27 protein-coding genes are annotated in these 25,554 nt (G+C 68.5%); 12 read left to right on the plus strand and 15 right to left on the minus strand.

Annotated features, from left to right (window positions below; translation table 11 throughout):
* The first annotated feature begins 19 nt into the window (after positions 1–19).
* The 3 genes from ABOD76_RS17935 (at position 20) to ABOD76_RS17945 (ending at position 2,131) form a co-directional block, all read left to right on the plus strand.
* Positions 20–1,078 (plus strand): M24 family metallopeptidase, encoded by a 1,059-nt coding sequence (locus ABOD76_RS17935; protein ID WP_350243320.1) that lies wholly within the window; start codon positions 20–22, stop codon positions 1,076–1,078.
* The gene (locus ABOD76_RS17940; protein WP_350243321.1) at positions 1,075–1,596 is read left to right on the plus strand and encodes a septal ring lytic transglycosylase RlpA family protein; all 522 of its coding nucleotides are present in this window, start codon (positions 1,075–1,077) and stop codon (positions 1,594–1,596) included. Before ABOD76_RS17935 ends, ABOD76_RS17940 begins: the two co-directional genes overlap by 4 nt.
* Before the next feature lie 76 nt (positions 1,597–1,672).
* Positions 1,673–2,131 carry a YbjN domain-containing protein gene (locus tag ABOD76_RS17945; protein ID WP_350243322.1) on the plus strand — a complete coding sequence of 153 codons (459 nt, stop codon included), beginning with the start codon at positions 1,673–1,675 and terminating at the stop codon, positions 2,129–2,131.
* A gap of 102 nt (positions 2,132–2,233) precedes the next feature.
* Here ABOD76_RS17945 and nadE read toward each other — a convergent pair whose 3' ends face one another.
* Entirely contained in the window at positions 2,234–3,070 is an 837-nt protein-coding gene (gene nadE, locus ABOD76_RS17950) for an ammonia-dependent NAD(+) synthetase (protein WP_350243323.1), read from the minus strand.
* 60 nt (positions 3,071–3,130) lie between these two features.
* On the opposite strand from nadE, the gene ABOD76_RS17955 reads away from it, so the two are divergent.
* Positions 3,131–4,576, plus strand: a complete 1,446-nt coding sequence (locus ABOD76_RS17955) for a nicotinate phosphoribosyltransferase (RefSeq protein WP_350243324.1) — start codon at positions 3,131–3,133, stop codon at positions 4,574–4,576.
* Here ABOD76_RS17955 and ABOD76_RS17960 read toward each other — a convergent pair.
* The gene (locus ABOD76_RS17960; RefSeq protein ID WP_350243325.1) at positions 4,562–5,062 is read right to left on the minus strand and encodes a RecX family transcriptional regulator; all 501 of its coding nucleotides are present in this window, start codon (positions 5,060–5,062) and stop codon (positions 4,562–4,564) included. The two genes, ABOD76_RS17955 and ABOD76_RS17960, sit on opposite strands and share 15 nt — an antisense overlap.
* Positions 5,063–5,246: 184 nt before the next feature.
* Between ABOD76_RS17960 and rpsT the strand changes: the two genes are divergently transcribed.
* Positions 5,247–5,528 (plus strand): 30S ribosomal protein S20, encoded by a 282-nt coding sequence (rpsT, locus tag ABOD76_RS17965; protein WP_350243326.1) that lies wholly within the window; start codon positions 5,247–5,249, stop codon positions 5,526–5,528.
* Between the two features lie 59 nt (positions 5,529–5,587).
* Here rpsT and ABOD76_RS17970 read toward each other — a convergent pair whose 3' ends face one another.
* From ABOD76_RS17970 to ABOD76_RS17990, 5 genes are all read right to left on the minus strand, one after another.
* Entirely contained in the window at positions 5,588–5,956 is a 369-nt protein-coding gene (locus ABOD76_RS17970) for a hypothetical protein (RefSeq protein ID WP_350243327.1), read from the minus strand.
* Positions 5,957–5,995: 39 nt separating this feature from the next.
* Positions 5,996–6,838 (minus strand): DegV family protein, encoded by an 843-nt coding sequence (locus ABOD76_RS17975; RefSeq protein ID WP_350243328.1) that lies wholly within the window; start codon positions 6,836–6,838, stop codon positions 5,996–5,998.
* A 267-nt stretch (positions 6,839–7,105) separates the two neighbouring features.
* Positions 7,106–8,194: a glutamate 5-kinase gene (gene proB, locus ABOD76_RS17980; RefSeq protein WP_350243329.1), complete on the minus strand. Its 1,089-nt coding sequence runs from the start codon at positions 8,192–8,194 to the stop codon at positions 7,106–7,108.
* A gap of 2 nt (positions 8,195–8,196) precedes the next feature.
* Positions 8,197–8,886 carry a ribose 5-phosphate isomerase A gene (rpiA, locus tag ABOD76_RS17985; RefSeq protein WP_350243330.1) on the minus strand — a complete coding sequence of 230 codons (690 nt, stop codon included), beginning with the start codon at positions 8,884–8,886 and terminating at the stop codon, positions 8,197–8,199.
* Complete coding sequence (locus ABOD76_RS17990; protein WP_350243331.1) at positions 8,879–9,388, minus strand: peroxiredoxin; 510 nt, start codon at positions 9,386–9,388, stop codon at positions 8,879–8,881. The genes rpiA and ABOD76_RS17990 overlap by 8 nt, the downstream gene beginning before the upstream one ends.
* 68 nt (positions 9,389–9,456) lie before the next feature.
* Between ABOD76_RS17990 and deoC the strand changes: the two genes are divergently transcribed.
* The 5 genes from deoC to ABOD76_RS18015 all read left to right on the plus strand — a co-directional run bounded on the left by deoC (position 9,457) and on the right by ABOD76_RS18015 (position 14,070).
* On the plus strand, positions 9,457–10,119 hold the full coding sequence (deoC, locus tag ABOD76_RS17995; protein ID WP_350243332.1) for a deoxyribose-phosphate aldolase: 663 nt from the start codon (positions 9,457–9,459) through the stop codon (positions 10,117–10,119).
* Positions 10,120–10,127: 8 nt separating this feature from the next.
* A complete protein-coding gene (locus ABOD76_RS18000; protein WP_350243333.1) occupies positions 10,128–10,718 on the plus strand; it encodes a Maf family protein in 591 nt (196 codons plus the stop codon).
* Entirely contained in the window at positions 10,715–11,530 is an 816-nt protein-coding gene (mreC, locus tag ABOD76_RS18005; protein WP_350243334.1) for a rod shape-determining protein MreC, read from the plus strand. Before ABOD76_RS18000 ends, mreC begins: the two co-directional genes overlap by 4 nt.
* A gap of 73 nt (positions 11,531–11,603) precedes the next feature.
* Entirely contained in the window at positions 11,604–12,125 is a 522-nt protein-coding gene (locus ABOD76_RS18010; protein ID WP_350243335.1) for a Rod shape-determining protein MreD, read from the plus strand.
* Between the two features lie 19 nt (positions 12,126–12,144).
* Positions 12,145–14,070, plus strand: a complete 1,926-nt coding sequence (locus ABOD76_RS18015; RefSeq protein ID WP_350243336.1) for a peptidoglycan D,D-transpeptidase FtsI family protein — start codon at positions 12,145–12,147, stop codon at positions 14,068–14,070.
* 1 nt (position 14,071) lies between these two features.
* On the opposite strand, the gene rnhA is transcribed toward ABOD76_RS18015, so the two are convergent.
* The gene (gene rnhA, locus ABOD76_RS18020; RefSeq protein ID WP_350243337.1) at positions 14,072–14,614 is read right to left on the minus strand and encodes a ribonuclease HI; all 543 of its coding nucleotides are present in this window, start codon (positions 14,612–14,614) and stop codon (positions 14,072–14,074) included.
* A gap of 110 nt (positions 14,615–14,724) precedes the next feature.
* On the opposite strand from rnhA, the gene ABOD76_RS18025 reads away from it, so the two are divergent.
* Positions 14,725–15,414 carry a PIG-L deacetylase family protein gene (locus tag ABOD76_RS18025; protein WP_350243338.1) on the plus strand — a complete coding sequence of 230 codons (690 nt, stop codon included), beginning with the start codon at positions 14,725–14,727 and terminating at the stop codon, positions 15,412–15,414.
* 43 nt (positions 15,415–15,457) lie between these two features.
* On the opposite strand, the gene ABOD76_RS18030 is transcribed toward ABOD76_RS18025, so the two are convergent.
* The 7 genes from ABOD76_RS18030 to ABOD76_RS18060 form a co-directional block, all read right to left on the minus strand.
* Positions 15,458–16,210 carry an ABC transporter substrate-binding protein gene (locus tag ABOD76_RS18030; protein ID WP_350243339.1) on the minus strand — a complete coding sequence of 251 codons (753 nt, stop codon included), beginning with the start codon at positions 16,208–16,210 and terminating at the stop codon, positions 15,458–15,460.
* Positions 16,211–16,327: 117 nt separating this feature from the next.
* On the minus strand, positions 16,328–17,497 hold the full coding sequence (locus ABOD76_RS18035; protein WP_350243340.1) for an ABC transporter ATP-binding protein: 1,170 nt from the start codon (positions 17,495–17,497) through the stop codon (positions 16,328–16,330).
* A gap of 195 nt (positions 17,498–17,692) precedes the next feature.
* Entirely contained in the window at positions 17,693–20,305 is a 2,613-nt protein-coding gene (gene secA, locus ABOD76_RS18040; protein WP_350243341.1) for a preprotein translocase subunit SecA, read from the minus strand.
* 92 nt (positions 20,306–20,397) lie between these two features.
* On the minus strand, positions 20,398–21,567 hold the full coding sequence (locus tag ABOD76_RS18045) for a pyridoxal phosphate-dependent aminotransferase (RefSeq protein ID WP_350243342.1): 1,170 nt from the start codon (positions 21,565–21,567) through the stop codon (positions 20,398–20,400).
* Between the two features lie 17 nt (positions 21,568–21,584).
* Positions 21,585–22,574 carry a tRNA (adenosine(37)-N6)-threonylcarbamoyltransferase complex transferase subunit TsaD gene (gene tsaD, locus ABOD76_RS18050; protein WP_350243343.1) on the minus strand — a complete coding sequence of 330 codons (990 nt, stop codon included), beginning with the start codon at positions 22,572–22,574 and terminating at the stop codon, positions 21,585–21,587.
* 41 nt (positions 22,575–22,615) lie between these two features.
* The gene (locus ABOD76_RS18055) at positions 22,616–22,987 is read right to left on the minus strand and encodes a barstar family protein (protein WP_350243344.1); all 372 of its coding nucleotides are present in this window, start codon (positions 22,985–22,987) and stop codon (positions 22,616–22,618) included.
* Positions 22,984–23,391: a ribonuclease domain-containing protein gene (locus ABOD76_RS18060; RefSeq protein ID WP_350243345.1), complete on the minus strand. Its 408-nt coding sequence runs from the start codon at positions 23,389–23,391 to the stop codon at positions 22,984–22,986. The genes ABOD76_RS18055 and ABOD76_RS18060 overlap by 4 nt, the downstream gene beginning before the upstream one ends.
* A gap of 160 nt (positions 23,392–23,551) precedes the next feature.
* On the opposite strand from ABOD76_RS18060, the gene ABOD76_RS18065 reads away from it, so the two are divergent.
* Positions 23,552–25,483 carry an alpha-amylase family glycosyl hydrolase gene (locus ABOD76_RS18065; protein WP_350243346.1) on the plus strand — a complete coding sequence of 644 codons (1,932 nt, stop codon included), beginning with the start codon at positions 23,552–23,554 and terminating at the stop codon, positions 25,481–25,483.
* Positions 25,484–25,554: the final 71 nt, after the last annotated feature.

Consider the following 25,554-nt stretch of genomic DNA (forward strand, 5'->3'; position numbering starts at 1 on the left):
GCATGTTAGGCTGCCGCCTATGAATCAGGAACTTCTGGCTCGCCTGACCGGGGCGATGCAGCAGGCCAGCCTCGACGCCCTGTGGGTCAGCACCCCCGAGAATGTCCGTTACCTGTCGGGCTTCAGCAGCCCCGCCGACGCCAAGGTGCTGGTGCTGGCCAGCGGCGAGGCCACGCTCTACACCGACGCGCGCTACACCGTGCAGGCCCGTGAGGAAACCGCGCTGCCCACCGTGATCGCCCGGCCACCCGAGACGCTGGTGCAAGCCGCCCCGCTGGTGGAGGGGCTGCGGGTGGGCTTCGAAGCGGACCACCTGACCGTGGCCCAGCTGGAGCAGCTGCGGGAGCACTGGACCGCCGTGCAGCTCGTCTCAAGCAGCGGTCTGATCGCGCGGCTGCGGACCCTCAAGACCGCGCAGGAGGTGGAGGCAATCCGGGCCGCCCAGCGGTTGGCCGACGAGGCCTTCGCCGCCGTGCGTCCGATGATCCGGGCGGGCGTCCGCGAGCTGGACGTCGCGCTGGCGCTGGAAACGTACATGCGCGAGCGCGGGGCCATGCCGGCCTTCGACACCATCGTGGCGTCCGGGCCGCGCGGAGCCATGCCGCACGGAGCGGCCTCGGAACGCGTCATCGGAGAGGATGAGCTGGTCACGCTGGATTTCGGGGCGCAACTGAACGGCTACAACAGCGACATGACCCGCACCGTGGCGGTGGGCAATCCGAGCGAGGAGCTGCGGCGGCTGTACCGCGCCGTGCTGGAGGCCGAGCAGACGGCCGTGAAGGCGATCCGTCCCGGCATGAGCTGCGCGGAACTGGATCAGCTGGCGCGTGGGGTGCTGGAGCGGCATGGCCTGGCCGAGTACTTCGCCCACTCACTGGGCCACGGCGTGGGGCTGGCGGTGCATGAAGGCCCGGGGCTGCGCCAGAAGAGCGAGGAGGTCCTGGAGCCGGGCATGGTGGTCACGGTGGAGCCGGGCGTGTACCTGCCGGACGTGGGCGGCCTGCGAATCGAGGACCTGGTGCTGGTGACGGCGGACGGGTACGAGGTGCTGTCCGGCAGTCCGATGGACACGCTATGAAGCGAGCGCTCTGGACAGCGGTCCTGCTGGGTGGAGGGCTGACGCTGGCCGCGCCGTACACCGTCCAGCCGGGCGACACCCTCTGGTCGCTGGCCAGGGCGCACGGCCTGACGGTCGCCCAGGTGATGCAACTGAATCACCTGACCACCGACGCGCTGCGGGCCGGGCAGGTGCTGCAGCTGCAGCTGGAGGCAGAGACGCCGGCTCCGGTGCCTGCCGCCACGGACGACACCCCGCCCCCCGCCACGCCGGGCCAGCGGGGAATGGCGGTGTACTACCCGGGCCGCTTCAGCAACCTGACCGCGCTGACCGCCGCCCACCCCAGCCTGCCGTTCGGCACCTGGGTGCGGGTGCAGCTGGCCCGCAGCGGGCGCAGCGTGGACGTGATGATCAATGACCGTGGGCCGTTCGGAAATCCGGAGCGCATCATTGACCTGTCCACGGAGGCGGCGCGGGCGCTGGGCATGCTGGACGATGGCGTGGCGGCCGTGACCCTGACGGTGCTGCGTCAGCCCTGAGCCTGCTCCGGAGTTCAGGGTGTAGAATCGTTCGGGCTACACTCAAGTCTTTGCACCACGAAAGGATTCACTCACCATGACCAACCAAGACACTGCGCTGCTGACGCTGGAAACCGTCGCCAAGTACCTCAAGGACAAGGACGTCCAGCTCGACATCGAGGAGAACAACGGTCAGCGCTTCGTCAAGATGGGCTGGCGCTTCGAGATGGGAGACGCCGCCGTGCTGGTGAGCGTCAACGACGGCCCCAACAACACCAGCCGCCTCGAGATCACCTGCGTGACTCACAAGACCTACCAGAACCGCAAGGACGAGGTCATGGGCATGCTGAACGAGCGCAACCGCGAGCGCGCCTTCAGCCGCAGCATCGACGCCGACGGCAACGTCTGGCTGGAGTACGTGGGCTTCTACCCCACCCTGGCTGAGATGCCGCAGGAGACCTTCGACACGCTGTTCGGCGGTGTGCTGATGCACTTCCAGGATGACTACGCCACCCTGGAAGGCTTCCAGATTCAGCCGCAGCAGCCGCAGGCCTGACCGACCCGGTCCCTCAGGCAGCCTTTACGGCTGCCACTCTTTTCTTCTATCAAGTGAATTATTTCACGATAATCCAGCTCGTGAAAATTTGCTTTGCTGAGATCAATTCTCGGACTCCCACCATGTCTCCGCCGGCGAAACCGGCATGGTCCGCTTGTGGCGAGTTGTGCGGTACAGCCGCTCTACGCGCCCGGCCACCTCCTCGGAGACGGCCCTGCCCTCCAGATAATCGTCAAGCTGCTCGTACGTGAGGCCCAGCGCCACCTCGTCCGGCAGTCCTGGCCGGTTGTCCTCCAGGTCGGCAGTGGGGACTTTCAGATACAGTCGCTCCGGCGCCTCCAGGTGTTTCAGCAGGGCGCGGCCCTGGCGTTTGGTCAGGCCGGTCAGCGGGGTCAGGTCCACGCCGCCGTCGCCGTACTTGGTGTAGAAGCCGGTCACGGCCTCGGCCGCGTGGTCGGTGCCCACCACCAGCAGGTTGCGTTCACCGGCCAGGGCATACTGCAGCGCCATGCGCATGCGTGCCTTCAGGTTGCCACGCACGAAGTCGGCCAGCGGCTGGCCGGTGCCTTCACGCACGCTCTCGGCCGCCGCGTCGGTGGCCGGTCCCACGTTTAGCACCACCGTCTCAGGCGCCTGAATAAAGGCCAGGGCCGCCTGGGCGTCGTCCTCATCCGCCTGACGGTGGTAGGGCAGCCGCACTGCGATGAAGGTGTAGCCGCCGCCGTGCTCGGCATTCAGCTCGGCGACCGCCAGCGCACACAGCCGCCCGGCCAGGCTACTGTCCTGACCGCCGCTGATGCCCAGCACGAATCCGCGCGCCGGCGTGCTCTGCAGGTAGCGCTTGAGAAACGAGATGCGCCGCTGCACCTCGGCGGCCGGATCGATGGTGGACTGCACGCTCAGGGCCTGCATGATCTGGTTCTGCATCGGCGTGGTCATGTCCCAAGTCTGGCATAAGGCTCAAGAGGGCCGCCAAGCACGGACCCTTACACTGCGGTCATGGACGCGTCTCCCCTGTTCACCGACCTGTATCAGCTCACCATGCTGGGCGGCTACTGGCAGCGCGGGCTGCACACCCAGGAGGCGGTGTTCGACCTCTATTTCCGGCGCAATCCGTTTGGCGGCGGGTACGCGGTCTGGGCCGGCCTGGAAGTGGCCCTGGATCACCTGCTGTCGCTGCGCTTCGACGACGCGGCGCTGGCGTACCTGAAGGGGCTGCAGCTGTTTCCGGCTGACTTCCTGGAGGCCCTGGCCGGTTGGCGCTTCAGCGGCACCATCGAGGCCTTCCCGGAGGGGTCGGTGGTGTTCGCCCACGAGCCGCTGCTGACCGTGACGGCGCCGCTCTGGGAGGCGCAGCTGATCGAGACCGCGCTGCTCAACATCGTCAACTTCCAGACCCTGATCGCCAGCAAGGCCGCCCGGTGTGTGTGGGCCGCGCAGCAGTCGCCGCACGGTGGACAGGTGATCGAATTCGGCACCCGCCGGGCCCAGGGACCGAACGGAGCGCTCAGTGCGGCCCGCGCGGCGTTCGTGGGCGGCGCGGTGGGCACCAGCAACGTGGAGGCCGGGCAGCGCTACGGTCTGCCGGTGGTCGGCACCCACGCGCACGCCTGGGTCGAGAGCTTCGGTAGCGAGCTGGAGGCGTTCCGCGCCTACGCCGAGCTGTATCCGGACCAGACCACGCTGCTGCTGGACACGGTGGACACCCTGAAAAGCGGCCTGCCCAACGCCATCACGGTGGCGGGTGAGCTGCGCGCACGCGGCCACGAGCTGCGCGGAGTCCGGCTGGATTCCGGCGACCTTGCGTGGCTGTCGGCACAGGTGCGGGCCGAGCTGGACCGGGCCGGGTTCCCGGACGTGAAGATCACCGCCTCCAACGACCTCTCGGAGGAAGTGATCGAAAGCATCATCCGGGAAGGCGGACGCATCGACACCTACGGCGTCGGCACCCAGCTCGCCACCGGCGGCGGCGCGGGCGGTGGCGCACTGGGCGGCGTGTACAAGCTTGTCGAACTGAACGGCATCGGCCGCATCAAGCTGACCGGCGACCCCACCAAAACCAGCTTGCCCGGCACCAAACGCGTCTGGCGGGCCACCGACGCGCAGGGGCACGCGGTGCTGGACGTGCTGACGGCGCAGGATGAGGTGCCGAGCAGTGGCCTGAGGGTCAGTGACCCCAGCAACCCGCTGCGCAGCTCCCGGCTGCCCGGCGGGCTGGACTGGCACGATCCGCGCCAACGGGTGGTGGAGCGGGGCGAGCGCTCCACCCCGGCCGCCTCCCTGCCTTCGCTGCAGGAACGCGCTCAGGCGGAGCTGGCCCGGCTTCCAGCCGGGACCCGGCGGCTGCTCAATCCGCACCTGTACCGGGTGGGCGTGAGCGACACCCTGCAGGGCCGCCGCGAGACCCTGACCGAGCAGCTGCGCGCCAGCCTACCGGTCCGCTGACTCCGCAGACGCCTGCAGCTCGTCCAGCACCTGCCGGATCACGCCGCCCGGATAGCCGCGCCGCATCAGGAAGCCGTAGGCACGCGCCCGGGGATCAGCAGCACGCTGAAAGCTGTCCCACCGGCGCTCCAGCACGCGCCGGGCGTCCTCCAGTTCGGCCTGTGGGTCACGCGCCTCCAGCGTCTCCTCGATCAGGTCCTCGTCCAGGCCCCGCTGGCGCAGTTTCTGGCGCACCCGGTACCCGCCCACGCCGCGCCGTTGTCCCTCGGCCCGCGCCACCTGCTCGTCGCTGAGGTAGCCGAGTTCGCGCACGCGGGTCAGCACCGCCTCGGCCAGCGCCTCGTCGTCGGTGCGGCGCAGCAGCCGGGTCCGCAGTTCGGCCTCGCTGAGCATCCGCTGGCCCAGCGCCCGGAAGGCGTACGCGAGCAGCTGTTCGCGGGCCTCGTCGGCGCTGGCTGGGGGGTCCGGACGGTGAGGGCGGTTCATGGCCTCCATTGTGCCGCTTGCAGTGGGTCGCCGGAGCCTGTAAAGTAACAAAGTTGCTTCCCGAGAGGTGAGCAGCGTGCAGCCTCCGCTGCACCGCGCGGGACGGCCGACCAGCCCCCGACGCTCGTGTTCCCGGTGGGCACACCAGGAACCGCCCTGCATCCGCAGGAGAAAGAGGAATCCCATGGCCCTGCGCCACAAATCTGCCCAGAAACGTCACCGTCAGAGCCTCAAGCGCCGCGCCATCAACCGCAGCCGCAAGAGCACCATCCGCACCTTCACCAAGAAGGCCGTGGAAGCGTTCAGCGCCGGCGCTGAGAACGCCGCCGAGATGCAGCGCAAGGCCGAGAGCCTGATCGACAAGGCCGCCAAGGGCAGCACCATGCACAAGAACGCCGCCGCCCGCAAGAAGAGCCGTCTGGCCAAGCGCATCAACCGCGAGCAGGCCGCCAAGGCCCAGCAGTAAAACTCAGACGGAGTGGGGGCACCGGTCAGATTGACCTGGTGCCCCGCTTCTTTTAGGTCTCAGTTCTGGACGTGCCGCACGTCCACCCGCCCGGTGAAGTGGTCGTATTCCAGGGTCAGACGATACGAGCCCGGGTCGTTGTGCCCCTGCAGGTTGATGGCCCAGTCACCGCGCACACACTCCTGACCGCCGACCTGGTTGCCCGCCGGATCGCGCAGGCGCAGCACGATCCGGCCAGATTTCCCGTTGCAGGTGCCTTTCACCTGAACCGGCACGCTGTCGCCGGCCATCCGGTAACTGTATTCGCTGGCGCCCTGGGCATTGACCAGCCAGGTGGGCATGACCGTGACCATGCCCAGACGGATTCCGCCGGTGAAGTAGAGGGTGGCCGCCAGGACCACCAGAAGTATCGCGATGACGATCCGCATCCTGCCTCCAATTGTAGCACCGGTCACCTGTTCAGGCGGTCAGCGTGTCGGCACCGCCAGATAGCCGAAGGTGCCGGGGCCGACGTGGGCCCCGATCACACAGCCCATCAGCTGCATCCGTCCGCGCACGATATTCAGTTTGGAACTGCGCAGGGCGGCCTGAAGTTCCTGCATCCGCTCGCTGTCGCGCCCGGCATGCACGACCGCCACCGACAGCGGCGTCTGCCCGAAGTGCTGTTCCATGCGCCGGATGATGTCCTGGCCCGCCCCGGACGCCCGCACCCGCCGCCGAGCGGTGATGCGCCCCTCCTGAAAGCCCAGCACCGGCCGCACGCCCAGCAGGTTGCCGACCAGTTCGGCAGAGCGCGACAGCCGGCCGCCGCGCCGCAGGTATTCCAGATCCGTGACGCAGAACTCGGCGTAGATTTCGCTGCGCACGCGCTCCAGCTCCGCCACCGTCTGCTCCAGCGTGAGGCCGGCGTCGCGGGCGCGGACGGCGGTCAGCACGTACTCGGCAAGCTGGCACGACGCCGACCCGGAATCGAAGTGGTGTACCCGGTCGCCACCCGGCAGCTGCGCGGCGGCGTTGCGCGCCACAGTGATGGTCTCGGAGATCTGGGACGAGAGGTGAATGCTCAGCACCTGCTGACCGGCCTGCACCAGCGGCTGATAGACGTCCATAAAGGCGGCCACGCTGGGCGGCACCGTCTGGGCCTGCTGGCCCTCCTTCATCTGCTGATACAGCGTGTCGGGATCGAGTTCACTCCAGTCGGCGTACTGCCGGCCCTGCATCTGGATGTTGAGCGGGACGCAGCGGACATCGGCGCGCTGCAGTTCGGCCACGCCGAGGTCGCAGGTAGAATCAGTGACGAGGGTGAACATGACCTTTTCATGTTAAAAGTCTTCAGACACCATTGTTGTGAATATCTTCACTGCGCGTCAGCACGCCCGATAGGGGGCAGAGTGTTCCTCATCTTTTATACATAAACAAACGCGTGGCGGGGGGAGCCACGCGTTCTTGAGGGAAGGTGAGGGCGGTGGGGAACCGCCACTCGCCTCATATTGTACGCAGAAATGCCCACATCAATCTGACAGGAGGGTGAACCGGAGTGAGAAACGCCACGATTTGAAGCCGGCGGGGAGAGATGGCTACAGCAGAATCAGGTCGTCGCGGTGGACCACTTCCGGGCCGTAATCGTAGCCGAGCAACGCCGCAATGTCGCGCGAATGGTGGCCCTGCACCCGCCGCAGGTCATCGGCGCGGTACCGGGCCAGGCCACGGCCCACCTCGGCGCCGTCAGGAGCCAGCAGGCGCACGGTGTGGCCGCGCTCAAACTGTCCTTCCACACCTCGGACGCCTGCGGGCAGCAGGCTCCCCTGCCCGCGCAGCGCCTGGGCAGCGCCGTCATCGAGCAGCAGGCGGCCCGGCGCGATCTCCGCCAGAATCCAGCGCTTGCGGGCCTCCAGTCGGCTGCCCGACGCCTGGAAGCGGGTGCCGAGCGACTCGCCCTGCACCGCCCTCACGAACACGTCCGGCGCGTCCCCCGGCGCGATCACCACCGGCGTTCCGGCGCGGGTGGCGATCTCGGCCGCCTGGATTTTGGTGTACATGCCCCCGGTGCCGCGGTGGGTGCCCGCGCCGCCCGCCAGCGCCCAGATGTCCGCGTCGATGCGGGCCACCTCCGGAATCAGGGTGGCCTGCGGGTTCAATCTGGGGTCGGCGGTATACAGGCCCGGCGCGTCGGTCAGGATCACCAGCAGGTCGGCCTCCAGCATGTTGGCCACAAAGGCCGACAGGGTGTCGTTGTCGCCTACCTTGATCTGCTCCACCGCCACGGCGTCGTTCTCGTTGATGATCGGCAGCACCCCGCGCTCCAGACAGCCGAGCAGCGTGGTGCGGGCGTTGAGGTAGCGGGTGCGGTCACGGAAATCGTCGGCGGTGAGCAGCACCTGCGCCACCCGGATGCCGTACAGCTCGGCCAGCATCGCGTAGGTGTGCATCAGGGTGCCCTGCCCCACCGCCGCCAGCAGCTGCTTCTCGGCCAGCGTGCGGGTGCGCGGCGGAAAGTCCAGCGTTTCCCAGCCGGCCAGCACCGCCCCGGAACTCACCAGCACCACCGTGTGCCCGGCCGCCCGCAGCGCCGAGATCTGGCGAGTCAGTTCCACCAGCCGGGGCCGGTGCAGCCGGTCGGTCCCGGCCGTGAGCACCGAGGTGCCCAGCTTCAGCACCACCCGCACCGCTAGGCTCCGGCGTGCAGTTCCCGCACGCCCTCCGGCGTCGCCACATAGGCCACCGTCGCCATGCCCAGGAACAGCCCGGTCTCGACCACGCCCAGCACGCCCTTGAGCGAGCGTTCCAGCGAGGCCAGCGAGGCGTTCTCCGGAAAGTGGGCGTGAAAGATGTAGTTGCCGTTGTCGGTGATGTAGAGCGCTCCGGCGTCCCGGCGCAGCTCTCCACGCGCGCCCAGGGCGCGCAGCCGCTCCACCGTGCTGTCCACGCCAAACTGCACCACCTCGATCGGCAGCGGGGCCTTCTCCCCCAGCCGCGACACCAGCTTGGTGTGGTCGGCGATCACCGCAAAGCGTCGGGCCTGCACCTCCACCAGCTTCTCGCGGGTGAGGGCGCCGCCCAGCCCCTTGATCAGGTTCAGCTGCGGATCGATCTCGTCGGCGCCGTCAATCACGATGTCCAGCGGCTCCGGGGTCAGCGGCTCCACCGGGATGTTCAGGCTGCGCGCCAGGTCCTCACTGGCCTGAGAGGTGGCCACCGCCATCACGCCCTCCAGTTCACCCGCCGCCAGCCGCCGCCCCAGCTCCAGAATGGCGTAGCGGGCGGTGCTGCCGGTGCCGAGGCCGATGCGGGTGCCGCTCTGCACCAGCGCGGCGGCCCGGACGGCGGCCTGCTGCTTGAGCGCCTCCAGCTCAGCCACGGACGCTGCCCTGCCGCTGTTGGTCGGCCTCGATGGCCTTCACGACCGCGTCGGCGTGGCCGTCTACCGTGACCGCGTACCAGGCCTTGACCAGCCGCCCGTCCGGGCCGATCAGGAAGGTGCTGCGCTTGACGCCCTCCGAGACCTTACCGTACATGTTCTTGGTGCCCCAGCTCCCGATCTCGCGCATGAAGGTGGCGTCCGGGTCGCTGAGCAGCGGAAACGGCAGGCTGTATTTCTCGGCGAACTGCTCGTGGCTGCTGGCATCGTCGCGGCTCAGGCCCAGCACCTGCGCCCCGGCCGCACGCAGCGCCTGGTTGTCACGGAAGTCACAGGCCTCCTTGGTGCAGCCGGGCGTGTCGTCCTTGGGGTAGACGTACAGCACCAGATATCGCCCGGCATAGTCGCCGAGCTGGTGCACCTGGCCGGAGGCGTCCGGGAGCGAGAAGGCGGGAAACGGGTCGCCGGGGGTCAGGCGGACAGCGTCAGCGTCGGTGGTCATGCAGGCAGGATACGGCTTCCGGCCGCTGCGGCGAGGCCCCTGCCGCCCGGACCGCTATGCTGGGAGGCGTGAATCTCGCGCCGTACATTGACCACACCCTCCTGAAAGCCACCGCCACGCCCGCTGACATCGCGCAGCTGTGTCAGGAGGCCCGCACGCACCGCTTCATGGCCGTGTGTGTCAATCCGCAGCACATCGCGCTGTGCCGCTCGGAGCTGCAGGGCAGCGAGGTGAGGGTCGCCACCGTCTGCGGCTTTCCGCTGGGGGCATTGACCAGCGACCAGAAGGCTGAGGAAGCCCGCCGGAGCGTGCAGCAGGGCGCCGATGAGGTGGATATGGTCATCAGCATCGGCTCGGCGCTGGCGGAGGACTGGGCGTACGTGCAGGCCGATATTCAGGCGGTGCGGGACGCGATTCCCGGCACCGTGCTGAAGGTGATCATCGAGACCTGCTACCTCTCGGACGAGCAGAAGGTGCGCGCCACCGAGGCGGCGGTGGCGGCGGGCGCCGAGTTCGTTAAGACCAGCACCGGCTTCGGGACGGGCGGCGCCACCCTGGCCGACGTGCAGCTGATGAGCCGCGTGATCGCGGGCCGCGCGCAGATCAAGGCAGCGGGCGGGGTGCGCACCGCCGCGGACGCCGAGGCGATGATTGCGGCGGGAGCGACCCGGCTGGGCACCTCCGGTGGCGTGGGGCTGGTGGCCGGGCAGGGCAACACCGCCGGGTACTGACGGTGGCGGTGGAGGCACAGGGCCGCAGCCTGATCCTGGCGTCGGGCAGCCCCCGCCGGCGCGACCTGCTGACCGGGCTGGGACTCACGTTCACGGTGGTGGTGAGCGACCTGGATGAGGTGAGCGACGAGACCGCGCCCGAGCGCGTGGCCGAAGATCTGGCGCGGCAGAAGGCCAGGGCAGTGGCCGAGCGGCATCCGGACGCGCTGGTGATCGCCGCCGACACGCTGGTGGCGCTGGACGGGCAGATCCTCGGCAAGCCGCGCGACACGGCCGAGAACCGGGTCTTTCTGTCGCGCCTGTCTGGCCAGCGGCATCAGGTGTACAGCGGGGTGGCCGTGATGGACGCCGGGCGGCTGGCGAGCGGCGTGGAGCGCACCGAGGTGCAGTTCCGCCCGCTGCGGCCGGCCGAACTGGATCACTACGCGGCCAGCGGCGAGGGACTGGACAAGGCGGGCGGGTACGGCATTCAGGGCCTGGGCATGGCGCTGGTGGCCCGCATTGAGGGCGACTACTCCAACGTGGTGGGCTTTCCGCTGGGGCTGGTCATGCGGCTGCTGCGCGGGGCGGGCCTGCCGGTCTGGGGCGTGGGGCAGTGACGTCCCGGTCCGGCCGGCCGCGCACCCAGGGCCGCATCTGGCGACGGGCGGCGCTGCTGTACCTGTTGCTGCTGGCGCTGAGCATGGTGGCGCTGCGGTTTCAGCTGGTGGCCCCGGCCTCGCTGTCGAGCGGCATTGCGCCGCTGACCCGCGCCTTTCTGGAGGGGGCGGCCAACATCCGCTTCGCCTACAACACCCTGGTGCGCGACCGGGACCTGAGCCAGCGCTATTACACGCTGCAGCAGCAGAACGACGTGCTGCGCCAGCGCAACGAGCTGCTCAGCCGGGAAGTGGCGCGGCTGCGGCAGGTCACGCAGATCATCGCCACCCAGGCGCCCAACGTGGTGGGCATCGCCCAGGTCACGGCCGTGGACCCCAGCCCGCTGCTCAGCCGCCTGACGCTCAACAAGGGCGCCGCCGACGGGCTGCGGGTGCGCATGCCGGTGACGGTCCCGTCCGGGCTGGTGGGTCAGGTGGTGCAGGTGACGTCCGAGAGCGCAGTGGTGCTGTCGCTGGTGGACCCGGAGAGCCGGGTGGGGGTCACGCTGGCCCGCAACAAGGGCGGGCGCGGGCTGGCCTTCGGCGCGCCGCCGGACCGACTGCGGGCCGAGTTCTCGCTGGGCGTGGATATCCGCCCCGGCGATGTGCTGGTCACGTCCAGCCTGGGCGGCGTGTTTCCGGTGGGCATCAAGGTGGGCACGGTGGAACGGGTGCTGCCGCTTGGCCCCAACGACGTGAACCGCACCGTGATCGTGAAGCCGGCCGTGGACGTGAACCTCACAGAAGACGTGACCGTGCTGGGCGGCCTGTGAGCGCCGCCCCACCCCGAAGCCGCCCTGCTGCACTATGCTGCTCCACCGGGGCTGGCTGGCCCCGGGACCCGTTATGAACATCACCTTCCGCGTCGTGCGCGCCATCGTGTATTTTCTGCTGCTGCTGGGCCTGCAGGGGGCGCTTGCCAGCCTGCTGGCCCCGCTGGGCGTCACGGCACCCGACCTGTTCCTGCTGACCGGCGTGGCGCTGGCGCTACGGCTGCGGTCCGTGCCGGCGCTGCTGGCCGGGTACGGGGTGGGGCTGCTGCAGGACGTGCTGGGCCACGGCCTGCTGGGCCTGCACGCGGCGGCGGTGGCTGGTGGAGTGCTGCTGGTGCTGGGCGCGCGCCGGCAACTCACGGACGGCGGCGTGGTCGGGGCCATTCTCACGGTGGTGATTGCCATCCTGGGGCAGTGGACCGCGTTTCTGATTCTGACCTACTGGCTGCGCGGCGGCCTCGTGACGGTGGACGCCCTGATGCGGGTGCTGCCCTGGGAACTGGCGTTGACGGTGCTGGTGTATCCGCTGTGGAACCGGCTGATGAGCTGGGGTCTGGGACCCCGCCCCGGCGCCGACGCGGAGCTGGCCGCATGAGCACCTCCGGAGAGCGGCGATGAACCGCATCCGCTGGCTGGCGCTGGGCATGAGCGTGGCGCTAGGCGTATTCGGGGTGCGGCTCTATAACCTGCAGGTGGTACATCACGCGCAGTTCGCGGTGCAGAGCGAGAGCAACTACCAGAAGGACGAGGTGGTGCGGGCGCTGCGCGGGGAGATCCGCACCAGCGACGGTGTGCTGCTCGCCACCAACCGGCTGGCGGTGGACCTGATCTACACCGGCGGCGAGGTGGGCAGCTGGGACAAGATCCGCTATCTCGCGGGCGTGCAGCCGGATCAGACGCAGGGAGATGCCCCCAGGCCGCCCGATTTCAGCCACGAGCGCGAGGTGGTGCTGGCCCGCAACATCAAGGCCGAGAACCTACCGGCGCTCTACGAGTACACGGCGCTGCAACCGAACCTGGAGCTGCGCGAGCGGGTGGAGCGCATCTATCCGCAAGGCAAGCTGGCCGCACATCTGCTGGGCTACACCGCCGAAGCCGATGAGAGCGAGGTGGAGGACGAGGGCTACACCCTGGGCGACCTGGTGGGCAAGAGCGGGCTGGAGTACAGCCTGCAGCAGACGTTGATGGGCAAGAACGGCGTGCGGCGGGTGGAGGTGACGGCCACCGGGCGGCCACAGAGCACCCGGACCGTGGACCCCGGGCAGAAGGGCCGGGACGTGGTACTGACCATTGACAGCGCGCTCCAGCGGGCCGCCGAGCAGGCGCTGCGGGAGGCGCTGCCGGAGATCAACCGCAACCGCGCCAAGTACCACAGCCCGCCGGAGCCGCTGGTGCGCGGCGCCATCATTGCGCTGGACCCACGCACCGGAGCGGTGCTGGCGATGGCCAGCAGCCCCACTTTCGACCCGAACTGGTTCTCGCGCACGCCCAGCCCCGACCCCAAGGCCAAGGCTGCCGCGCTGCTGAGCAGCAGCCTGGACGCGGTGATGCAGAACCGGGTGGTGCAGACCTACGACCCCGGCAGCGTGTTCAAGCCCAGCACCACCCTCGCCTTTGTGGAGAAGTGGGGCAACCGGACGGTGCCGTGCGCTCCGGCCTACCGCTTCGGGTCCGGCACGTGGCACAACTGGGCGCACTACTCGCTGGGCATGGTGGACGCCCGGCTGGCGCTGGCGTACTCATGCAACCCGTGGTACTACGACAGCGCCGCCCAGCACCCGGTGGAGTACAGCAACGTGGTGGCCCAGCGGGTGAAGCAGCTGGGCTTCGGGCACCCCACCGGCCTGGAACTGGTGGGTGAGAAGACCGGCGACGTGCCGAGCGAGCAGGGCTTCCTGCACAGCGACCGGCGGGACAAGAGCTGGCAGCCGGGCATGAGCCTGAACATGAGCATCGGTCAGGGCGACGTGCAGGTGACGCCGGCCCAGCTGGCGCTGGCGCTCAGCACTATTCTGAACAACGGCCACAAGCGTCCGCTGACCGTGATCCGCAAGGAGGGCGGGAAGGTGCTGCCGCCCAAGCCGGTGCAGGACGTGAGCAACGGCGAGACAGCCACCTTCCGGCTGGTGCAGGAGGGCCTGAGCATGACCACCAGCGACCAGTACCGCTACGCCACCGCCAAACACATGCTGGGGCCGGACTTCTTCCCGGTGCGGACCGCCGGCAAGACCGGCACCGCCGAGAACGGGCTGAGCCGCAAGTACAACTACAGCTACACCAACGCCTTCTATGAGGGCTACGGTCCGCTGGGCAACCCGAACTTTCTGGTGGTCAGCTTCTTCCAGAACGGCGGCGAGGGCTCCGGCCCCGGCCTGACGGCCGCCACCAAGATGTTCGCGGCCCGCTGGTGCATCAAGCTGAATGACCGCAACCACGCGCTCCCGGATCAGACACCGTGCACCGGCGAGCTGAGCCAGATGCATGAGCGCATGAAAAAGGACGCCAGGAAGGCCGAGGCCGAGGCACAGGCGGCGCAGTAAGTCAGCGGCTGCTCCTGCGCAACTTCAGCCGCTCCTCCACCGCCTTCTTGTCCACCCGCTCGTTCTCGCCGTGCCCGTTGTGGCCCTTGACCCACACGAAGGTCAACGCGTGCTTCTGGGCCTGCTCGATCAGCGCCTCCCAGAGGTCTTGATTCTTGACCGGGTCGTTGCCGGCCGTCTTCCAGCCGTTGCGCTGCCACTTCACGATCCACTTGTCGGTGAACGCCTTGCGCAGGTACTGGCTGTCGGTGACCACCCGCACCTGACACGGCCGCTTGAGCGCCTGCAGGCCCTGCAGCAGCGCGGTCAGCTCCATGCGGTTGTTGGTGGTGCCGGCCTCGTGGCCGCTGAGCTCCAGCTCGGTGCCCCGGTAGCGCAGGATGGTGGCCCAGCCACCGTGGCCGGCGGCCGTGTCGCAGGCGCCGTCGGCATACAGCTCGACGTTCTCCCCCGCGATGGGCGTGGCCGGCTGGATGCACGCCTGGATCGGCAGCAGGTCACGGGCGGCATCTTTTCTGGGCTGTGGACGAAAGGTGCGGGTCACGATGCGCAACTCTAGGGGCGCACGCTGCCGCTGTCAAGCGAGGGCGCGGCGCTGCGGATGGCGTCCTGCCGCCCTTTCCTGCCGGCGCGCAAAGCCGTAGAGTGGCCCGCATGAGGATCATGGCTGTGTTTGCCCACCCGGACGACGAGATCGGCTGCATCGGAACGCTCGCCAAGCACGCGGCACGCGGCGACCAGGTGATGCTGGTATGGACCACCCTGGGCGAACTGGCCAGTCAGTTCGGCGACGCGCCGCACGAGGAAGTGACGCGCATCCGTCAGGAACACGGCGCGTGGGTGGCCCAGCGCATCGGCGCCGATCACCGCTTCTTCGACATGGGCGACAGCCGCATGACCGGAGGCCGCGACGAGGCGCTGCAGCTGGCCCGGCTGTACGCCGAATTCCAGCCGAACGCCGTGATCGCCTGGCCCGACGACCACCCGCACCCGGACCATCGCATGAGCGCCAAGATCGCCTTCGACGCCATCACGCTGGCCCGGATCCCCAAGATCATCAACGAGGGCCTGGAGACGCCGCTTCAGCCGTGGCGCGAGGGCATCCGCTTCTACCAGTACCACTCGGAGGTGAGCCGCTACCCGGAGGTGTTCGTGGACATCGAGAGCACCATTGAGGTCTCGGCGGAGGTGGCCGCCTTCTACCAGCAGTTCTACAAGTGGCAGTTCACGCCCGAGCAGTACCGCGAAGGGCGCGCCCGCACCGGGGCCATGTGCAACGCCAAGTTCGCGGAGCGCTTTACGCTGCGGGCGGCCCACACCGGCGCCCGGGAGTTCCTGGGATAAGCGAGGGGGGCGGGCCGCTGGCCCGCCCCCTTTTTGCACCCTCTTACTTGCAGCGGACGTCCTGAGCGAAGTACTGCTTGCTCAGCTTGGCATACACGCCGTTGCTCTCCAGGGCGCTCAGGGCCGTGTTGAGCTGTTTGGTCAGGGTGGTGTTGTTCTTCTTGACCGCCATGGCGATCTTTTCCTGGAACAGCAGGTCGCCCTGCTGCAGCTTGCCCTTCTGCGCCTTCACCACGTCCAGGGCACTGAACTTGTCGCCGACCCAGGCGTCCACCCGGCCAGCCATCAGCGCGGCCTGCGCGTCGGTGTCCTTGGGGAAGGTCTTGACGCTGCCCACGCCCGCCACCTTCTGCACGTTCTCCAGGTAGGTGGTGCCCACCTGCACCGCCACGGTCTTGCCCTTCAGGTCGGCGGCCGTCTTGGGGCCACCCACCCGGCTCACGATGGCGCCGCCGGTGCAGTAGTGCGGGTTGGAGAAGTCCACGGCCTTCTGCCGCTCCGGCGTGATGCCGTGCGAGGCGATCACGAAGTCGTAGCGGTTCTGGTTCAGCCCGATCAGCAGGTTGTCGAACGGCTGGGTGATCCACTCCACCTTGACGCCCAGCTGCTTGGCCAGGGCGTTCCCCAGGTCCACCTCGAAGCCCGTCAGCTTCTTGCCCTCGAAGTAGTTGAACGGCGGAAACGCGCCCTCGGTGGCGATCTTGATGGTGCCGCTGGACTTGATCTCGTCCCAGGTGCGCGCCTGGGTGCTGCCCAGCAGCGCCAGGACGGTCAGTGCAAACAGTGTGCTCTTCATAGCGGGCCTCCGGTGCTGTATAAAGTCTGCTTAATCTAGCGGATGCGCGTCAGCCGCGCAATCCAGCTCAGGCACAAAAAAAAACCCGGCCGAAGCCGGGCTTTGTTTTCGGGGTGTTCAGTCGGCCGAGATGACGGTCGCCTGCGTCTGGCTCATGTCCAGGTCGGCCTGGCCGAGCGTGCCCACCGGGCTGCCACGGTCAATGGCCATCTCGGTCTGGGCGTCGAAGGCGTGCAGGCGGCGCTGGTCCACGACCAGTTCCACGCTGTCACCCGGCTGGATACGCGCCTGGCCCTCCACCTTGACGGTGAGGGTCTGCCCGGCGATCTCCACGATGAAGTCGGTCTGGGCGCCCAGCGGCTCCACCACCAGCACGCGGCCACGGATGATGTTGGTGCCTTCCGGCAGGTTGGTCATGCCGCGCAGGCCGATGTGCTCCGGACGGATGCCCATCACGACGTCCTTGCCCTCGTAGGCGCGCATGCTCTCCGAGAGGCGGCCCTGGGCCGCGACCGGTGCACCGCCGACCACGAACTGGCCGTTCTGGATCTTGCCGTTCAGGAAGTTCATGCTGGGGCTGCCGATGAAGCCGGCCACGAACTTGTTGCGCGGGAAGTCGTAGAGGTTCAGCGGGGTGTCCACCTGCTGGATCACGCCGTCACGCATCACCACGATGCGGCTGCCCATGGTCATGGCCTCCACCTGGTCGTGCGTCACGTAGATGATGGTGGTGCCCAGGCGGCGGTGCAGCTGGGAGATCTGCGAGCGCATCTCCACGCGCAGCTTGGCGTCCAGGTTCGAGAGCGGCTCGTCCATCAGGAACACTTTCGGCTCGCGCACGATGGCGCGGCCCAGCGCCACGCGCTGACGCTGACCACCCGAGAGCTCCTTGGGCTTGCGGCCCAGCAGGTGCTCGATCTGCAGGATCTTGGCGGCGTCACGCACGCGCTTGTCGATCTGATCCTTGGGGGTCTTGCGCAGCTTCAGGCCGAAGGCCATGTTGTCGTAGACGTTCATGTGCGGGTACAGCGCGTAGTTCTGGAACACCATCGCGATGTCGCGGTCCTTCGGCGGCACGTCGTTGACGATGCGGTCGCCGATGCGCAGGGTGCCCTCGCTGATGTCCTCCAGGCCCGCGATCATGCGCAGGGTGGTGGACTTGCCGCAGCCGGACGGCCCCACGAACACCATGAACTCCTTGTCCTTGATGTGCAGGTTGAAATCCTGGACAGCCGTCTGGGTCTTGCCGTAGCGCTTCACCACGTGTTCGAGCACAACTTCTGCCATAGTCGCCTACCTTTCCCCGACTCTTACCCGTGAGTTTCCTCGGGCAATTGGGGTGCGTGTGGAGTGGGTGTATTCAACTGGGACGCCGTGCGGACAGGGGCAGTGTACCATTCAGCGCTGGAGCGCTGCAAACGCTGTATAGCAGAGCGGTGCCGCCAGCCGTATGGGCTGGCGGCACCGCTCTGCCTGGCCTGTTCAGGCGGCGGCGGTGCCCCCCACCTGCATCCGGAACAGGTACTTGGTCACCTCGCCCTTGAGCTTGTCGATCATCTCGTTGAACATGTTGGTGGCCTCGAACTTGTACTCGGAGAAGGGGTCGCGCTGGCCGTAGCCGCGCAGCCCGATGCCCTGACGCAGCACATCCATGCCGTGCAGGTGCTCCTTCCAGTACTGGTCCACCACCTGCAGCAGCACGTAGCGCGACACCCCGTTGAGCAGCTCCGGCCCCAGCTCTGCCTTGCGCTCGTCGAAGGCGTCGGCGGCGGCTTCCAGCATGTGGCGGTGGGCGTCCTCGGCTGGCAGGGTCCGCAGCGTCTCAAAGTCGAACGCTTCCAGCGCCGGAATCGCGTCCACGATGGCCGCCTTCAGCGCCTCCAGGTCCCACTGCTCGTGGTCGCCGTCCAGCGGGGCGAACTCGGCCAGCTGCATCTCCACGAAGTCCGCGACCATCCCTTCGGTGCTCTCCTCCACGTCCGCGTCCGGCCCCAGCAGCACCTCGCGGCGCTGGGCGTACACGATCTCGCGCTGCTTGCTCATCACGTTGTCGAACTCCAGCAGCTGCTTGCGGGTGCCGAAGTTGCGGTCCTCCACGCGCGCCTGCGCCCGCTCGATGGCCCCCGTGACCATCTTGGCCTCGATCGGCTGGCTGTCGTCCATGCCCAGGCGGTCCATCATGGCCACCACCCGGTCGTTGGCGAACAGACGCATCAGCTCGTCCTCGAAGCTGACGTAGAAGCGGCTGCTGCCCGGGTCCCCCTGACGGCCCGCGCGGCCGCGCAGCTGGTTGTCGATGCGCCGCGACTCGTGCCGCTCGGTGCCGATGATGTGCAGGCCGCCGGCCTCGCGCACCCGCACCCGGTCCTGTTCCACCGCGTCGCGCATCTGCTCGGCCTGCTGCACGAACTCGGGCGTGACGCCCGGCAGCAGCGTGGCCAGCTGCTGCGCCTGACCGTCCTTGCGCATCACCGACTTGATGAAGTTCTCGGTGGCCTGGTCGTAGCGCGACAGGCCCATGGATTCCAGCGCCTCGCCCAGCATGAATTCCGCGTTGCCGCCCAGCATGATGTCGGTGCCGCGTCCGGCCATGTTCGTGGCGATGGTCACCTGATTGCTGCGCCCCGCCTGCGCCACGATGCTCGCTTCCTGCGCCTCGTACTTGGCGTTCAGCACGTTGTGCGGAACCCCAGCCTGATGCAGCAGCTGTGACAGCAGCTCCGAGGTCTCGATGCTGACCGTGCCGATCAGCACCGGGCGGCCGGTGGCGTGCATCTGGACCGTTTCCTGCACCACCGCGCCGAACTTGCCGACCTTGGTGCGGTAGATCAGGTCCTCGGCGTCCTGGCGGATGATCGGCAGGTTGGTGGGGATCACCAGCACGTCGCTGCCGTAGATGTCCAGGAATTCCTTTTCCTCGGTCTTGGCGGTCCCGGTCATGCCCGAGAACTTCTGGTACAGGCGGAAGAAATTCTGGTAGGTGATGGTGGCGAGCGTCTGGTTCTCGTTCTCGATCTTGACGCCCTCTTTGGCCTCGATGGCCTGGTGCAGCCCCTCACCGTAGCGGCGGCCCGCCATGCTGCGCCCGGTGAACTCGTCGATGATGATCACCTCGCCCTCCGCCGACACGATGTAGTCGGTGTCGCGGTGATACAGGTCCTTGGCGCGCAGCGCCTGGGTGATCATGTGGGCCTTCTCCATGTTTTCCTGGCTGTACAGGTCGTCAATGGAGAGCAGCCGCTCCAGCCGGGTGATGCCCTGCTCGGTCAGGTGCACGCCCTTGCTCTTCTCGTCGATGGTGTAATCGCCGGTTGGCTCGGTGCGCTTGCCCGGCTCGGCCGGCTCGCCGCGATTCAGGCGCTTGACCAGCTTGGCGATCACGTAGTACTGGTCGGTGGCCTTCTCTGCGGCCCCCGAGATGATCAGCGGGGTGCGGGCCTCGTCGATCAGGATGCTGTCCACCTCGTCCACAATGGCGAAGTTCAGCGGCGTGTCGGCACGCAGCACCAGCTGGGAGGGGTCCTGAGCCATGTTGTCGCGCAGGTAGTCGAAGCCCAGCTCGCTGTTGGTCACGTAGGTGATGTCGCAGGCATAGGCGGCCTGACGCTGCATCGGCTGCATGTCGCGCTGGATCAGGCCCACCGTCAGGCCCAGGGTGCGGAACAGCAGCCCCATCTCCTCGGCGCCCACCCGCGCCAGGTAGTCGTTCACCGTGACGAGGTGCGCGCCCTTGCCGCTCAGGGCGTTCAGGCACAGCGCCAGGGTGGCCACCAGCGTCTTGCCCTCACCGGTGCGCATCTCCGCGATGCGGCCCTGGTGCAGCGCCGCGCCGCCGATCAGCTGCACGTCGTAGTGGCGCTTGCCGATGCTGCGGCGGCCCGCCTCGCGGATCAGCGCGAAGGCTTCCACCATCACGTCGTCCAGCGTCTCGCCGCCCGTCTGCACCCGCTCACGCAGGGCCAGGAAGGCGGCGGCCAGATCCTCAACCGTTTTGGTCTGCTCTTCCAGGGCGGCGACCGGCTGGACCACGGTCTTGGTGATCCGAGCGACGTCTCGCTGGTTGTTGTCAAAAATCTTATTGAGGACACGGAACATACAGGCTCCACTATACCGCGCCCGCCATGAGCCGGAGCCGAGGATGTGAGTGAGGCGCACTCAGGATGGCTGAGTGGTAGCTCCCGGGCCGCTCAGCGGCGGGCCAGCAGCTGTTCCAGGCGCCGCAGCACCTCCTGCAGCTGGTCCATGCTGGTGGCGTAGCTGAGCCGCACCTGCCCCGGCGCGGCAAAGTCGGTGCCGGGCACCACCGCCACCAGCGCGTCGTCCAGGATGATGCGGGCCGCCTCCAGCTCGTCCGGGTGGATGCGGGTGGTGTCGGTCATGACGTAGAAGGCACCCTCCGGCAGCGGGGTCGGCAGGCCCAGCCGGTTCAGGCCCGCCACCAGGAAGTCGCGGCGCTCATGGTAGGCGCGGCGGGCCATCTCGATGAAGCGCAGGGTTTCCTGGTGCTGCTGGAAGGCGGCCAGCGCCGCGTACTGGCCCACGCTGGAGGCGTTGCTGGTGCTCTGGCTCTGGAAGCTGTTCATGGCCGAAATGACGGCTTTCGGGCCACCCGCGTAGCCGATGCGCCAGCCGGTCATGGCATACGCCTTGCTGGCGCCGTTGACGGTCAGGGTGTGCTCCGGCGCGTAGCGCCCGATGCTCACCTGCTCGGCGCCGTACACCAGATGCTCGTACATCTCGTCAGTGATGATCATCAGGCCGTGTCGCTGGGCCAGCTCCGCCACCCGCTGCAGCACCTCCGGCGGAAACACGGCGCCGGTGGGGTTGCCGGGGCTGTTGAGCAGGACGGCGCGGGTGCGCGGCGTGATCAGCCGCTCCAGCCGCTCCGGGTCCAGCTGAAAGCCCTCCTCCGGGACGGTCGGCACCGGGACGGCCACCGCGCCGGTCAGCGCGATCATCTCCGGGTAGCTGACCCAGTAGGGTGAGGGCACCAGCACCTCGTCGCCGGGGTTGAGCAGCGCGAAGAAGGCGTTGAACAGCGCCTGCTTGCCGCCGCTCGTCACGGTCACGGCGTCGGGCGCGTGGTGCAGGCCGTTCTCGCGCTCGAACTTCTGGCTGATGGCCTCGCGCAGTTCCGGAATGCCGTTCACCCCGGTGTACTTGGTGCGTCCGGCCTCAATGGCGGCGATCCCGGCGGCCTTGATGTGCGGCGGCGTGTCGAAGTCCGGCTCGCCCACCCCCAGGCTGATCACGTCCACCCCGGCGTGGCGCAGTTCCAGCGCGCGGGAGGTCACGGCCACCGTCGAGGAGGGCTTCAGGCTGCGGGCGCGGGCGGACAGCGTAAACGGGCTCTGCATGACCAGGGCATCATAGGTCAGGCGCGGGCAAGCGGCGCGTAGGCCTCAGCCCCGTCGGACAGCCCATGTGGGGCGCGGCCGGCCCGGATGGCGGCCGCCCCCGCCAGCGCAATCATGGCGCCGTTGTCCGTGTTGAGGCCCCGGCCTGGAAACACCACCCGCAGGCCTGTACGCCCGAACGCTTCCCGCAGCGCCGCGTTGGCCGCCACCCCGCCCGACACCACCAGGGTCTGCCGGCCCAGGTCGTGGGCGGCCCGCACGCTCGTCTGCACCAGACTCTTCACGGCGACCGCCTGGAAACTGGCGGCCAGATCCTCCGGCTTCGCACCGGCCCGGTGCGCCAGCAGCGCCGCCGTCTTGAGGCCGCTGAACGAGAAGTCGTAGCCGCTCTGCCCGGCCAGCGGCACCCGGAACGCCACGGCCTTCGGGTCGCCGCGCTTCGCCGCCTCGCTGACCGCCGGGCCACCCGGATACCCCAGCCCGGCCAGCCGCGCCACCTTATCGAAGGCCTCGCCGGCGGCGTCGTCGCGGGTGGCGCCCACCAGCACGTACTGCCCGTCCTGCGGCACGTCGAAGAGGTGGGTGTGGCCTCCGGACACCACCAGCGCGAGGTAGGGGGCGCTCAGGGCCTCCTCGCTGGCCGCCGCGTAGATGTGGCCTTCCAGGTGGTGGGTGGCATAGAAGGGAATGTCCAGCGCCTGCGCCAGCCCCTTGCCGTACATCAGCCCCACCAGCAGCGCGCCCACCAGCCCCGGCCCGGAGGTGGCCGCCACCGCGCCCAGTTCCGAGACGGTGATGCCCGCCTCCTGCAGCGCGTCCTGCATCACCCGGTCAATGCGCTCGACGTGTTCGCGGCTGGCCAGCTCCGGCATCACGCCGCCGTAGGCCGCGTGGACCGCCTGCGACCAGACCCGGTTGGCGCGCACCGCGACGCTGCCGTCCGGCCGCAGCTCCACCACGCCCACGCCGGTGTCGTCACAGGAGGTGTCAACGCCCAGAATTAACATGCGGGGAGTGTAGCAGGCGGCTCCGCCTCACACCGGTCCGGCTAGGTCAGCAGCCACAGCCCCACGCCGCTGCGGGCCCGCTCGCTCTGGGCATCCAGCAGCACGTCCAGCAGATCGGCAGCCAGCTTCGGATGCGCCGTCCGGAACGCCTCCAGGTGGCACAGGTGGATCGCCTCGGGCCGGGCCGTCGCCGGGTCACTCAGCACGTCATAGAGCGCGTCCCAGTTGTGCCCGAAGTGCGGTGGCAACGTCAGGTCGCGGCCCAGCGCCTGCATCAGGTCGTCCTTGTCCTGTACGTGCTGCAGCTCCAGTTCGCGGAACATCAGGCGGGCACCGGCCGCCCACAGGCGCGGCTCGGCGGGCGCGGGCTGCAGGCCGCTCGGCAACTCGTCGGTATGGGGGAAGTCCATCATGGCCGGATCCTCGCAAAGCTGGCGTAGTGGTCGGCGGTGTAGTAGCACTCGGGCACGGCCGCACAGATGATCCGGCGCGCGCCCCGGTCCCGGCTGCCGGGCGTGCGGACCGTGTACTCGTGGTAGCGGCCGGCGGGCTGCCGGGGCAGCCGGCCCTCGCGGTTTTGGAACACCACCCCGTCGCGGGCATACGGAAACGGCCCGCCCGCCTCGATCCGCTGCAGCGTCTGCCGGCCCTCCGGGGGCAGCGCGGCCCGCGAGATCCAGGGCAGTCCGCTGAACGGATCGCGGACCGAGGTGGCCCGCGTCTGTGGACTCACCTGCACCGCGCCAGCCTGACCCGCCGGTTTCTGACAGGCCACCAGCGTCAGCACGGTCAGCAGCCCAACCACTCGGAAATGCATACGTCAGCATAGCGGGCTACCACTGCCCCAAGGCGAGCTTAAGGCGCGGGGTGTGAAGTTTCTAACACCCCCGCTCCCCTGCCAGCAGGTACAAAGTGAAGCGTTTCCAAATTCAGAAGCGGGCCAGGCGACACGTCCTGCGGCCCGAACAGGAGCACGCATGTCGAAACGGTCCCTGCTGGCGCTGTCCTCTGCCCTGCTGCTGGCTGGCTGCAGCCAGTCCTCCACCACGCCGGCTTCCTCACCGGCCGTTCAACCGCAGACCATCAGCGGCAGCAACATCGACGCCTGGCGCAGACAGGTGATCTATCTGGCGCTGCCAGACCGCTTCAGCAACGGCAACACGGCCAACGACAACAGCGGTCAGCCGAACTGCCTGGACACCACCAGCGGCACCAAGTTCCACGGCGGCGACCTGCAGGGCATGCGCAACAAGCTCTCGTACATCCGTGACCTGGGCGCCACCGCCCTGTGGATCACCCCGGTCTACAAGCAGGTGGGGCTCGTCAACGGCAACTCGTGCGGGTACCACGGCTACTGGGCTGACTACACCAGCCCCGACGACACCGCCGTAGAGCCGAAGCTGGGCACCAGCACCGACCTGAGCGGCCTGATCTCGGATCTGCACGCGGGCGGCCAGAAGTTCATCATGGACATGGTGGTCAACCACGCCGGCTACGGGGCGCGCATCGTGAGCCAGCAGCCCGGCTGGTTCCACAACACCTGCACCGGCGACGACATCAACTGCCCGCTGGCGGGCCTGCCGGACTTCGCCCAGGAGAACAGCACGGTGGCGAACTACCTCACCGGCCTGAGCAAGACCTGGACCAGCACCTATGCCATCGACGCGATCCGGATGGACACCGCCAAGCACGTGCCGCTCAACTACTGGCAGACCAGCTGGGTGCCGGGCGTGCTGGCCGCGCGCCCGAACACCTTTCTGCTGGCCGAGGCGTTCCTGGACAGCAGCGCCAGCCAGCTGAAGCCGTTCCTGGACGCCGGCTTCGACAGCACCTTCGCCTTCCCCACCCGCACGGCGCTGGTCGGCAGCCTCGGGCAGGGCGGCAGTCTGGACCTGCTGGCCGGCAAGGTGCAGGACACCATCGGCACGCTGGGGCTAAACCGGGCGCTGCTGCAGGTGAACCTGCTCGACAACCACGACGTGCAGCGCTTCCTGAACGAGCCCGGAACCAGCGTGCCGGAAGCCACCATCCGCACCCGCTACCAGCTGGCCCTGGGGGCCCTGATGACCCTGCCGGGCATTCCGCAGCTGTACTACGGCGACGAACTGGGCGTGTACGGCGGCAACGATCCGGACAACCGCAAGGACATGCCCGGCTGGGCCTGGACCGACACGGGCCGCAACGCGGTGCAGAGCGGCTACCTCGCGGGCGGCGGCACCCCCAAGACCACCTTCGATTACACCAGGAAACTCATTTCCATCCGGCAGAACAACGAGGCGCTGTGGAAGGGCAGCTACGCCGAGATGTGGCGGCCCAACGGCGGCCAGAGCGCCTACGCCTACTTCCGCAGCAGCAACGCGAGCCGGGTCGTCGTGGCGATGAACAGCAGCGCCAGCAGCGCGACCCTGAATCTGGACATCCAGGGCAATGCCGGCATCAGCGCCGCCGACAAGAGTGCGCTCGCCAACGGCACCGTGTTCACCGATCAACTGGGCAAGGGCGCGCCGGCCACGGCCACCGTCAGCGGCGGCAGGCTGAGCGTCACGCTGCCGGCCGGCAGCATGGGGATCTATGTGGCGGGCGCCACCGGCACCGGGGGCAGCGGCACCGTCAGCGTGAACTTCCAGGTCACGGCCAGCACCACGTTCGGGCAGAACGTCTACCTGAGCGGCGACAACGCCGCGCTGGGCGCCTGGAACACCGCCAGCGCCCTCAGCATGAGCGCCAGCACCTGCAGCGCCAGCACCTGCACCTGGACCACCACGGTGTCGCTGCCGGCCAGCACCGCCATCCAGTACAAGTACATCAAGAAGGACGGCTCCGGCACCGTCACCTGGGAGGGCGGCAGCAACCGCACTGCCACCACCCCCGCCAGCGGGAGCACCACACTCAGCGGCACCTGGCAGTAAGCCCCGAACCGCAGGCCAGTCAGCAGGCGGAAGCGTGTCGCTTCCGCCTGTGGTGCTGGGTATGCTGGGCA

This window comes from Deinococcus sonorensis KR-87 (assembly GCF_040256395.1).
Classification (GTDB): Bacteria; Deinococcota; Deinococci; order Deinococcales; family Deinococcaceae; genus Deinococcus; species Deinococcus sonorensis.

Excerpts from the sequence above, each read along its gene's own strand:
- tsaD (WP_350243343.1), bottom strand. The coding sequence starts at position 22,574 with ATGTTAATTCTGGGCGTTGACACCTCCTGTGACGACACCGGCGTGGGC.
- nadE (WP_350243323.1), bottom strand. The coding sequence starts at position 3,070 with ATGACCACGCCGATGCAGAACCAGATCATGCAGGCCCTGAGCGTGCAG.
- ABOD76_RS17940 (WP_350243321.1), top strand. The coding sequence starts at position 1,075 with ATGAAGCGAGCGCTCTGGACAGCGGTCCTGCTGGGTGGAGGGCTGACG.
- ABOD76_RS18065 (WP_350243346.1), top strand. The coding sequence starts at position 23,552 with ATGTCGAAACGGTCCCTGCTGGCGCTGTCCTCTGCCCTGCTGCTGGCT.
- ABOD76_RS17935 (WP_350243320.1), top strand. The coding sequence starts at position 20 with ATGAATCAGGAACTTCTGGCTCGCCTGACCGGGGCGATGCAGCAGGCC.
- ABOD76_RS17955 (WP_350243324.1), top strand. The coding sequence starts at position 3,131 with ATGGACGCGTCTCCCCTGTTCACCGACCTGTATCAGCTCACCATGCTG.
- secA (WP_350243341.1), bottom strand. The coding sequence starts at position 20,305 with ATGTTCCGTGTCCTCAATAAGATTTTTGACAACAACCAGCGAGACGTC.
- ABOD76_RS18015 (WP_350243336.1), top strand. The coding sequence starts at position 12,145 with ATGAACCGCATCCGCTGGCTGGCGCTGGGCATGAGCGTGGCGCTAGGC.
- ABOD76_RS18025 (WP_350243338.1), top strand. The coding sequence starts at position 14,725 with ATGAGGATCATGGCTGTGTTTGCCCACCCGGACGACGAGATCGGCTGC.
- ABOD76_RS18030 (WP_350243339.1), bottom strand. The coding sequence starts at position 16,210 with ATGAAGAGCACACTGTTTGCACTGACCGTCCTGGCGCTGCTGGGCAGC.
- ABOD76_RS17970 (WP_350243327.1), bottom strand. The coding sequence starts at position 5,956 with ATGCGGATCGTCATCGCGATACTTCTGGTGGTCCTGGCGGCCACCCTC.
- ABOD76_RS18045 (WP_350243342.1), bottom strand. The coding sequence starts at position 21,567 with ATGCAGAGCCCGTTTACGCTGTCCGCCCGCGCCCGCAGCCTGAAGCCC.
- ABOD76_RS18010 (WP_350243335.1), top strand. The coding sequence starts at position 11,604 with ATGAACATCACCTTCCGCGTCGTGCGCGCCATCGTGTATTTTCTGCTG.
- ABOD76_RS18035 (WP_350243340.1), bottom strand. The coding sequence starts at position 17,497 with ATGGCAGAAGTTGTGCTCGAACACGTGGTGAAGCGCTACGGCAAGACC.
- ABOD76_RS18055 (WP_350243344.1), bottom strand. The coding sequence starts at position 22,987 with ATGATGGACTTCCCCCATACCGACGAGTTGCCGAGCGGCCTGCAGCCC.
- ABOD76_RS17990 (WP_350243331.1), bottom strand. The coding sequence starts at position 9,388 with ATGACCACCGACGCTGACGCTGTCCGCCTGACCCCCGGCGACCCGTTT.
- rpsT (WP_350243326.1), top strand. The coding sequence starts at position 5,247 with ATGGCCCTGCGCCACAAATCTGCCCAGAAACGTCACCGTCAGAGCCTC.
- ABOD76_RS17945 (WP_350243322.1), top strand. The coding sequence starts at position 1,673 with ATGACCAACCAAGACACTGCGCTGCTGACGCTGGAAACCGTCGCCAAG.
- ABOD76_RS18060 (WP_350243345.1), bottom strand. The coding sequence starts at position 23,391 with ATGCATTTCCGAGTGGTTGGGCTGCTGACCGTGCTGACGCTGGTGGCC.
- ABOD76_RS17975 (WP_350243328.1), bottom strand. The coding sequence starts at position 6,838 with ATGTTCACCCTCGTCACTGATTCTACCTGCGACCTCGGCGTGGCCGAA.
- ABOD76_RS17960 (WP_350243325.1), bottom strand. The coding sequence starts at position 5,062 with ATGAACCGCCCTCACCGTCCGGACCCCCCAGCCAGCGCCGACGAGGCC.